We start from the raw sequence: 8,528 nt of genomic DNA on the forward strand, positions 1-8,528 counted from the left end.
CGCCGTGGCGGCCGGTGCCGAGCCCGCCGCGTCGCGGCCCTCCGCCCGCCTCTGGCTGCTGGACGATGACCCCGAGGACGTCCGGCGGCGCTGGCAGGAGGTCCAGGTGGGCTTCGTGGACGACCCGCGCAGGGCGGTGGAGCGCGCCGACTCGCTCCTGGATGAGATGACGACCGCGATCCGCACCGCCCTGGAGGCGCGGGCCTCCGATCTGCAGAGCCGCTGGAAGGACACCGAGCAGGCCGACACCGAGCTGCTCCGTACGGCCCTGCGCGACTACCGGTCGGTGCTGGAGCAGCTGCTGGAGCTGTCGGCGCCGTCCACCGCGTCCGGCGACGCACCCGCTCCGTCGCCGGTGTCCCCCATGTCGTCCGGGAAGAGGTGACCCATGCTCGCGATCGCCGCCGCCATCGTGTTCGGTCTCGGTCTGCTGCTCGATCTGATCGGCGCGAGGCTCGGGGCCGGCATCACCGGTACGACCTTCATCTTGCTCGGACTCCTGCTTCTCGCCCTGCACCAGGCCGGGGTCGGCACCGCCGGCTGGCGTGGCGGAGGCTGGCGGCGCAGGAGGTGATCGGCCCCGGCCGGAACGGGGACCGGACGGGAACGGGAGGGGGCGCCGCCCTGGCAGGGCGGCGCCCCCTCCCGTTCCTCGTGCTGACGTTCCTCGTGCCGGCGGGCGGATCTCACCGGGGGCTTTCCCCGTGCGGGCCGGCGGCCCTCACCGGCGCTCGGCCGGGGCCGCAAGCCGCTCCTGCGCGTCCCGGACCCCCGGCCTCCCGTCCGGGGACGGGTGCTCCGCGCGCTCCGGGATGCGGGACTCCGGACGGGCCGCGAACTCGAACTCCTCGCGGGGATGGGACAGCGCACCGAGCGAGGTGATCTCCCTGCGGAAGAACAGGGCGAGCGTCCAGTCGATCAGCACCCGCACCTTCCGGTTGAAGGTCGGCACCCGCGACAGGTGGTAGGTCCGGTGCATGAACCAGGCGGGGAAGCCGCGCAGCTTCCGGCCGTAGATCTGGGCCACGCCCCGGTGCAGGCCCAGGCTGGCGACCGAGCCCGCGTAGGCGTGCCGGTAGGTCTTGCGCTCCGTCTCGGTGGAGGCCGCCAGGTCGAGCTGGGCCAGCACGTGGTTGCGCAGGTGGATGGCCTCTTCGACGGTCTTGAAGCCGATGCCGCACTCGGCCACGCCGGGGATGGGCAGCAGGCGCGAGACCGAGCCGGGAGCGAAGACGAGGATGTCGTAGGGGAGGGTGCGCGGCGGCCCTGATGGGGGTGGACCTCCAGGGTCCGGGCCCGCAGGTCGACGCCGGCCGCCCAGCCGTTGACGATCTCGCACTTGTGCAGGACCCGGCGGAGGGGGACGACGACGTGCCGGGGCTCGATGTTCCCGGCCGCCGCCTCCGGAAGGAAGGGCTGGTAGGTCATGTATGAGTCGGCGTCGACAACGGTGACGCGGGCCTCGCCGCGGCGGAGCCTGCGCTGCAGGCGCAGCGCGGTGTACATGCCGACGTAGCCGCCGCCGACGATCAGGATGCGGGGAATGTGACTCATGTCCGGCCCCTACCCGGAAAGGCGGCCTCAGATCGTGAAGGACATCGTGACGGCCGTCCCGTTCGGGCCGGTCCGGAAGTCGATGTCGGCGCTGACCATCCGGGCCACCCACAGTCCCATTCCGCTGGTGGCGTAGGGCCCGGGAGGGGTGGTCCCGGGAGGCGTCTCGGGGACCCACCGGCCCTCGTCGTGGACCTGCACGACGAGGGCCCCGCCCTCGGTCCACATCCGCAGCAGCGCCTTGGCGCTGGCGTGCCCGTGGGTGACGGCGTTGGTGGCGACCTCGTTGACCGCGACCAGGAAGTCGGGCAGGCGTTCCTCCCCCATCCCGCTGCGCAGGGCGTGCACCGTGGCGAACTCGCGCACCTGCGGCAGGTCGGGGAGGCAGAACGCCAGCTCGGCTTGTGCCATCCGGGCGGATCCGCCTCCGGCGGGAGAGGATCCGTCCGGAGAGTCCGCCTCGTCCTGGGGCGGCGCGCCCTCGCAGGAAGGCCGAAGCCGGTCGTCGGCCGCCTGAAAGCGAGCCGGACGAGCACCGTCCTCGTTCACCCGTGAACCGCCTCCCCCGCCCCGTGGCACCCGCACCCTGAGTGCCCGGGACTCATCGGAACGCACTCTATGCCACCTAGGCTCCCGCCGACTGAGCTGCCCCGCAACCAGGGTCATATTCAGGCTTCAGCGAGAAGTTCGGCGCGCAACTGGTCCAGCACCTTACGCAGAATCCGGGAGACGTGCATCTGGGAGATGCCGAACTCCGCCGCGATCTCGGCCTGGGTGAGGTTCCCGAAGAAGCGCAGGAGCAGGATGTTCTTCTCCCGCGGCGGCAGCTTGTCGATCAAGGGCTTGACCGCCTCCCGGTCCACCAGCACCGACAGCGCGTCGTCCTCGTCGGGGATGACGTCGCCCAGGGCGGCCGCGTCGTCGTCGGCCCCGAGCGGCGCGTCGAGGGAGAGCGCGCTGTAGGCGGCGGAGGCGTCGAGGGTGAGCAGCACGTCCTCTTCGCTGATCTTCATCTTCTCGGCGAGCTCGGCGACGGTCGGGGCGCGGCCGAACTCCTGGCTCAGGTCGGAGACCAGGCGGTTCAGCTCCGCCCGCCGCTCCTGGTAGACGCGGGGCACGCGGATGGCCCAGGTGCGGTCGCGGAAGTGCCGCTTGACCTCGCCGGTCATGGTGACGACGGCGTATCCCCGGAAGGGGTGCCCGAGGGTCGGGTCGAAGCCGTTGATGGCCTTCATCAGGCCGACGTACGCGGCCTGGAGGAGGTCCTCGAGGGGTTCCCCCCGGTAGCGGTAGCGGCGGGCGATCTCCATCGCCAGCGGGCGGTGCATCTCGACGATGCGCTCACGCAGCCGCTCTGCGCGGTATTCAGAGATTTCAGGCGAGACCATCTCCGCCAGGAGGTCCTCGGCGGTCATGTCGTTGATTTCGAGTGCCTGAACAGACATCGCTGCTCCCTGATATGACTGTCGGGCGGCGCCGAAGCCAGCGGAGCAGTATCCGGGCAGACGGCATCGCCTCGACCACGTTTCGAGGCGAGGCCCTCTGCTGGACCTCGCCTCCAGTATTCCCCGGATTCCGGGAGTATTACTCCCCGCCAGGTAACAGTAAGGTTGCTATGCGAACCGCGAGGAGGATCTGGGTGACGGTGTCGAACAACGGTGATGGATCAGCCCTGGCCCTGGCGTCGGCGACCGTGGACGGAGTGAACGTCATCCGGGTGACCGGCCTGCTCGACGCCACCACCAGGGACCAGTTCGCCGACTATCTCGCCGCGGAGGCCGCCGAGCACGGCCTCGACATGATCCTGGACCTCGGCGGCGTCACCTTCATGGACTCGCGCGCCCTCGGCCTCATCGTGCACCAGTGGCAGGTCAGCACTCAGGCCGGCGGGCGGTTCGCCCTCATCGGCGTGGAGTACGCCAAGACCAAGGTGATGTGGATCACCGGCCTGGCCCAGCGGCTGCCGCTCTACGACACGCTCGGCGACGCGCTGGCGGCGTTCGAGCGGTCCTGACCGCCCCGGGCCCGCCTGTTCCGCCGCCGGTCCTGAGCCGGGAGACCGTCCCGATCCCGGCCGGATCCCGGAGCGGGGCGGCCCCAGAGCCTCTGGTCTAGAGCACCTGGTCCGGCCGGACCGGCCGGCTGCCCCGGTTGCGCTGGTGCTCGTCGACCAGGAGCCTGGCCAGGTCGGCGACCTTCACCTGGTGGTGCTGGGAGACCCGGCGCAGCTCGTCGAAGGCCTCCTCGGCGGAGCACCCGCTGGACTTCATGATGATGCCCTTGGCCTGGTCGATGACGGCGCGCCCGGCCAGCGCCTCCTGCATCTGCGCCGCGTCGGTCCGGACCTCGTCGTAGTCCCACATGTTGGCCAGGGCCACGGTCACCTGCTCGGCCAGCATCTCGGCCAGCGGGGTCACGTTCCGGGTGGCGAAGACGCCGGGGCGCACGCCGTACAGGCCGAGGACCAGGACCGCGCGCTCGACGGTGATCGGCATCGCCAGGACCGAGCGGACCCCGCAGCGGACCGCCATCGCCGTGTAGTCGGGCCAGCGGCTCTCCCGGAGGACGTCCTGCACGATCACGTGGCCGCCGCTGGAGCGCGCCTCGGCGCAGGGCCCCCGGCCCAGCCCGCTCTCGCTGTCGACGAGCACGACGAGCTCGCTGTGCGAGGCCGAGACCACCAGCCGCTCCTCCCGCCAGAGCTCGGCGGATCCGCCCGCGCAACCGGGCACGCCGCCCGCGAGGGTGGCGGTCAGCCCGCACAGCACGCTCTCGCTGGAGGTCTCCTCGCTCACCCTGCCGAGGGCGGCGAGATCCCGGGCGAGAACGGGAGTCATCATGTCCATGCGATGAGGTCCCTTCCGGAGTTCCGATAACTTAACCACTGCCCGACCGCGCATCGATGAGACCCGCGGGGTGGCGTACCGTCTACAGCGGGACACCCCACTCCGGCCCTGGACGAGGACGAGCATTGACCGAACCCATTGGCCTTCCCGCCCTGGAGCAGGCTCTCGACGCGCTGACCGCGAGGGTTCTGTCCCTGCGTGAGACCAGGTCCAGCTACCCCGCGGACCCCCGTTCCACACTCGACGCCGCGCTCGCCGAGCTGGACACCGCCCGCGAGCTGCTGGACGCCGCTCTGCGCGAGCTGCGCAGGACCCCGCGGCGGTCCGGCGAGCGGGAGAACGGCTCGCAGCGGGAGCTCAAGCTGCTGCGCCAGGTGTTCAAGACGTTCCCGGTGCCGGTGGCGGTGCTGGACGGCTCGGGGGTGGTCCGGCGGATCAGCGCGGAGACCTCGCGGATGCTGGGCAGCCCGGCCGGCTACCTGATCGGCCGGTCGTTCCCGCTGTTCGTCGACGTCTCGCGCCGGGCGGCCTTCCGCTCGCACCTGACCGCGGTGCAGCAGAGCGGCCAGACGGCGACGTTCCAGACCCGGCTGGCGCACCAGGGCCGCGCGCACACCGTGCAGCTCGCCCTGGTGCGGCTGACGATGCCGGGCGAGCCGCACGCGATGACCGCGGTCGTGATCCTGCCGCTGGAGACGCAGGTCGCCGAGGTGGCGCCGGGACCGGCCGACCGGTCGGACGCCGCCTTGATCCTGGCCTCCGCGCGCCGCCAGGAGCTGCTGTCCCGGATGACCCGCCTGCTGCTGGACGAGGAGAGCCTGCGCCAGCCGGTGACCGTCACCCGCGCCTCGCGGCTGCTGGCCGCCGAGGCCGCCGACTGGGTGATCGCCGACGTGGTCCGCGAGGGCAATCCCCGCCGGGCGTGCGTGTTCGGTCCCTCCGACCGGCCGGTGACCGACCTGGTCCGCCTCGTCGAGGGGCTGAACCCGCTGCGGGCGCCGCTCATCGCCCACGTGCTGACCGGTGGTTCCGGCGTGGTGCACGAGATGGTGGAGGACGAGACCCTGCTGGGGGGCGCCGGTGACGGGCCGCCGCTGCTGCGGGTGATGGGCGCGGCCTCGGTGCTGTGCGTGCCGATCGGCGGCGAGGACGGCCCCGCGGGTTCCCTCACCCTGGTACGGCTGCGCGACCGCGAGCCGTTCTCCCTGGCCGACCTGGGCGTGCTGCAGGAGATCGGCGTGCACCTGGGGCTCGCGGTGCGGGCGCGGCGCAGCTTCCAGAACCGGTCGCAGGCCGCCGACGCCCTGCGCACCAGCGTCGTGCCGCGCAGCCTCCCCGACATCCCGGGGTTCGAGGCCGCGGCGATCTACCACGCGGGGTCCAGCCCGGTGGGCGCCGAGTTCTACGACGTCTTCCCCGTCGCGGACGGCTGGGGCTTCGCGCTCGGCGGGGCCGCGGGCAAGGGCGAGGAGGCCGCCTCGGTCAGCGCCATGGTCCGCAACGGGCTGCGCGTGCTCAGTGTCTGGGAGTCCGATCCCGGCCAGGCGCTGCGCAAGCTCAACCAGGCGCTGGCCGTGCAGCACAGCGGCATGTTCGTGATGGCGCTGGCCGGGTTCGTCAAGGGGCGGCGGATCAGGCTGGCCAGCGCGGGGCACCATCCCGCCGCGCTGCTGCGGCCCGACGGCACGGTGCGCTTCACCGCCGGCGGCGGCGTGCCGCTGGGCATCTCCCCCGACGGGGAGACCTTCGACGAGGAGCTCACGCTGACCGCTGGCCAGATGCTGGTCTTCTACTCCGACGGCCTGGTCGCCTCGCGCAACGACGAGGGCGAGGCGTACGGCGAGATCCGGCTGGCCGACGTGCTGGCCCGGTGCGTCTCGCAGTCCCCCGCCACCGTGGTCAAGACCGTCGAGGAGGACCGGCACGCGTTCTCCGGCGGCCGGGTCTGGGACGAGATCGTGGTCCTCGCGCTGCGTGTGGTGTAGGCCGCACGCGGGGGCGGCGTCCCCGGAGCCGCCTTCCGGCCCGGCCGGGTGCCGGAGCCGGGAGCCGGGGCCGAGTGTCGGAGTGCCGGAGCCGGGTGCCGCCGTCCCGCCGCGGCACCCCTGGATGCCCGTGGGGTGCCGGGAATATGGAGGTTTGCCATCGACGGTGATCCGGGTATGGTTTCTCGCATACAGATGAGTGCCTAAGACGCAGGCACCCCTGAAGGAACCCTTGGCTTTCCATGCCTGTCTCCTCCCAGAGGTGTGCCGTGAATATTGCATTTGTCTTCTCCGACGCCCTGTCCGCCGCCCAGGACTGGTCCGACCTCTCCGCCCAGCGCACCCAGATGCTCGCCATCGCCCGGGAGCTCGGCAAGGAGCACAAGGTCACCGTCTACACGCGCAGGGCCTCCGATTCGGGCAAGGCCCGCGTGCGCGTGGCCCACGGCGTCACCATGGAGCACCTGGCCGTCGGGCCCGCCGGGGACCTGTCCGAGGACGACGTGCTGGGCCACCTGTCGGCCTTCGGCACCGAGCTGACCCGCCGCTGGAGCCAGGACCGGCCGGACGTCGTCCACGCCTGCTCGTGGACCGCCGGGCTGGCCGCCATCGCGGGCGCGGACGGCCTGTCGATCCCGGTCGTCCAGGGTTTCATCTGCGAGAGCGCCGACCCCAGGAAGGCGCGGCTGCAGCGGGCGATCAGCCGCCGGGCCGGCGCGGTGGTCGCCGGGTGCGGGGGTGAGGAGTCCGAGCTGATCCGGATGGGCGTGCCGCGCCGCAACATCGCCGTGGTGCCCTGCGGTGTCGACGTCGAGCGGTTCCGCCGCCAGGGGCCCGCCACGCCGCGCGGCACCCGGTCCCGCCTGCTGCACGTGGGGCCGCTCTCCGAGGGCAAGGGCGTGCTGACCGCGGTCCGGGCGCTGGAGGGCGTCCCGGACTCGGAGCTGCTCGTCGCCGGCGGTCCGGCCGCCGCGGACCTGGAGCACGACGCCGACGCGCACCGGGTCATGATGCTGGCCAAGGAGCTCGGGGTGGAGGACCGGGTCACCCTGCTCGGGCAGGTCGCGCACGCCTCCATGCCCAAGCTGATGCGCAGCGCCGACGTGGTCGTCTCGCTGCCCCGCGAGGCCGCGGCGGGCGTCGTCGTACTGGAGGCCATGGCCTGCGGCGTACCGGTCGTCGCCTCCGCGGTGGGCGCGCACACCGACTCCGTCGTGGACGGGGTGACCGGCCTGCTGGTCGCGCCGGACCGTCCCGCGCAGACCGCCCGGCTCGTCCGCGAACTGCTCGCCGACCCGACGCGGCGGACGGCCCTGGGCTTCGCCGGCGCCGACCGCGTCCGCTCCCGCTACTCGTGGGAGCGGATCAGCCAGGAGCTCGTCCGGGTCTACGAGGACGTCGTCCCCGCCGAGGCGCGCGCCCTGCAGCCGTCGGCCGCCTGACGGCTCCGCCCGGCCTTCGCCCGGTCCGGGGTGCGGCTCGCTCCCGGACCGGGCTTTTTGATGCACTCGGCTGGATAGGTATACGTTTGGCCGCATGATGATCCATCCATGGGACGCCGCGGCTCCCGATGAGGCGCTGGAGTTCGTCAGGTCGAGCGAGTTCGGCCATCTCATCGCCTCCGGCCGGGACCGCGACGTCCCGGTGGTGGTGCCGACCCAGTTCCTGCTGGCCGACGACCGCACGGTCCTGCTCCACCTGGCCCGGCCCAATCCGGTCTGGGCGGCGATCGCGGAGAATCCGGCCGTGCTGCTGTCCGTGGCCGGCGACTGGGCCTACGTGCCCGGCGCGTGGAAGGTCCTGCCGGGCGAGGACGACCCCCGCCTCGGCGTGCCCACCACCTACTACGCCGCCGTCCAGCTCGTCTGCCACGCAGAGGTCGTCACCGACCCGGAGGGCAAGCTCGACATCCTGCGGGCCCAGCTCGCCCGGCTGGAGCCGGAGGGCGGTCTGGCCGACCCGGCCGAGCACGCGCGGCGGCTGCCCGGCATCCTGGGACTGCGCCTGACCGTGCGGAAGGTCGAGGGCAAGTTCAAGTACGGCGGCAACGCCGACGAGGCGCACCGCCGCCACATCGCCGAGCGGCTCGCTGAGCGCGGCGGCCCCGGCGACGCCCCGGCCCGCACGCACCTGCTGCGCCGCC

General features: G+C 72.7%; 8 protein-coding genes and 2 pseudogenes. 6 read left to right on the forward strand and 4 right to left on the reverse strand.

Going from position 1 to position 8,528, the window contains the following annotated elements:
• A pseudogene (locus ACWJ6R_RS24530) lies at positions 1-385 on the forward strand (hypothetical protein); the annotation flags it as partial.
• Positions 386-388: 3 nt separating this feature from the next.
• Positions 389-574, forward strand: a complete 186-nt coding sequence (locus ACWJ6R_RS24535) for a hypothetical protein (RefSeq protein WP_068894029.1) — start codon at positions 389-391, stop codon at positions 572-574.
• A gap of 147 nt (positions 575-721) precedes the next feature.
• Here ACWJ6R_RS24535 and ACWJ6R_RS24540 read toward each other — a convergent pair.
• The 3 genes and pseudogenes from ACWJ6R_RS24540 to ACWJ6R_RS24550 all read right to left on the reverse strand — a co-directional run bounded on the left by ACWJ6R_RS24540 (position 722) and on the right by ACWJ6R_RS24550 (position 2,999).
• A pseudogene (locus tag ACWJ6R_RS24540) lies at positions 722-1,554 on the reverse strand (FAD-dependent oxidoreductase).
• A gap of 27 nt (positions 1,555-1,581) precedes the next feature.
• A complete protein-coding gene (locus ACWJ6R_RS24545) occupies positions 1,582-1,965 on the reverse strand; it encodes an ATP-binding protein (protein WP_449064492.1) in 384 nt (127 codons plus the stop codon).
• 257 nt (positions 1,966-2,222) lie between these two features.
• Positions 2,223-2,999 carry a SigB/SigF/SigG family RNA polymerase sigma factor gene (locus ACWJ6R_RS24550; protein ID WP_449064493.1) on the reverse strand — a complete coding sequence of 259 codons (777 nt, stop codon included), beginning with the start codon at positions 2,997-2,999 and terminating at the stop codon, positions 2,223-2,225.
• Between the two features lie 194 nt (positions 3,000-3,193).
• On the opposite strand from ACWJ6R_RS24550, the gene ACWJ6R_RS24555 reads away from it, so the two are divergent.
• A complete protein-coding gene (locus ACWJ6R_RS24555) occupies positions 3,194-3,568 on the forward strand; it encodes an STAS domain-containing protein (protein WP_449064494.1) in 375 nt (124 codons plus the stop codon).
• A 97-nt stretch (positions 3,569-3,665) separates the two neighbouring features.
• On the opposite strand, the gene ACWJ6R_RS24560 is transcribed toward ACWJ6R_RS24555, so the two are convergent.
• A complete protein-coding gene (locus tag ACWJ6R_RS24560; protein WP_449064495.1) occupies positions 3,666-4,400 on the reverse strand; it encodes an ANTAR domain-containing protein in 735 nt (244 codons plus the stop codon).
• A gap of 125 nt (positions 4,401-4,525) precedes the next feature.
• Between ACWJ6R_RS24560 and ACWJ6R_RS24565 the strand changes: the two genes are divergently transcribed.
• The 3 genes from ACWJ6R_RS24565 to ACWJ6R_RS24575 all read left to right on the forward strand — a co-directional run.
• Positions 4,526-6,385, forward strand: a complete 1,860-nt coding sequence (locus ACWJ6R_RS24565; protein ID WP_449064496.1) for a SpoIIE family protein phosphatase — start codon at positions 4,526-4,528, stop codon at positions 6,383-6,385.
• Between the two features lie 269 nt (positions 6,386-6,654).
• The gene (locus ACWJ6R_RS24570) at positions 6,655-7,827 is read left to right on the forward strand and encodes a glycosyltransferase (RefSeq protein ID WP_449064497.1); all 1,173 of its coding nucleotides are present in this window, start codon (positions 6,655-6,657) and stop codon (positions 7,825-7,827) included.
• 94 nt (positions 7,828-7,921) lie between these two features.
• On the forward strand, positions 7,922-8,528 hold a 607-nt coding region (locus ACWJ6R_RS24575; protein ID WP_449064498.1), incomplete at its 3' end, for an FMN-binding negative transcriptional regulator.

The organism is Planomonospora algeriensis (genome assembly GCF_977012225.1).

Bases quoted from the DNA above. Each gene is read 5' to 3' on its own strand.
- ACWJ6R_RS24535 (WP_068894029.1), top strand. From the start codon at position 389: ATGCTCGCGATCGCCGCCGCCATCGTGTTCGGTCTCGGTCTGCTGCTC.
- ACWJ6R_RS24560 (WP_449064495.1), bottom strand. From the start codon at position 4,400: ATGGACATGATGACTCCCGTTCTCGCCCGGGATCTCGCCGCCCTCGGC.
- ACWJ6R_RS24545 (WP_449064492.1), bottom strand. From the start codon at position 1,965: ATGGCACAAGCCGAGCTGGCGTTCTGCCTCCCCGACCTGCCGCAGGTG.
- ACWJ6R_RS24550 (WP_449064493.1), bottom strand. From the start codon at position 2,999: ATGTCTGTTCAGGCACTCGAAATCAACGACATGACCGCCGAGGACCTC.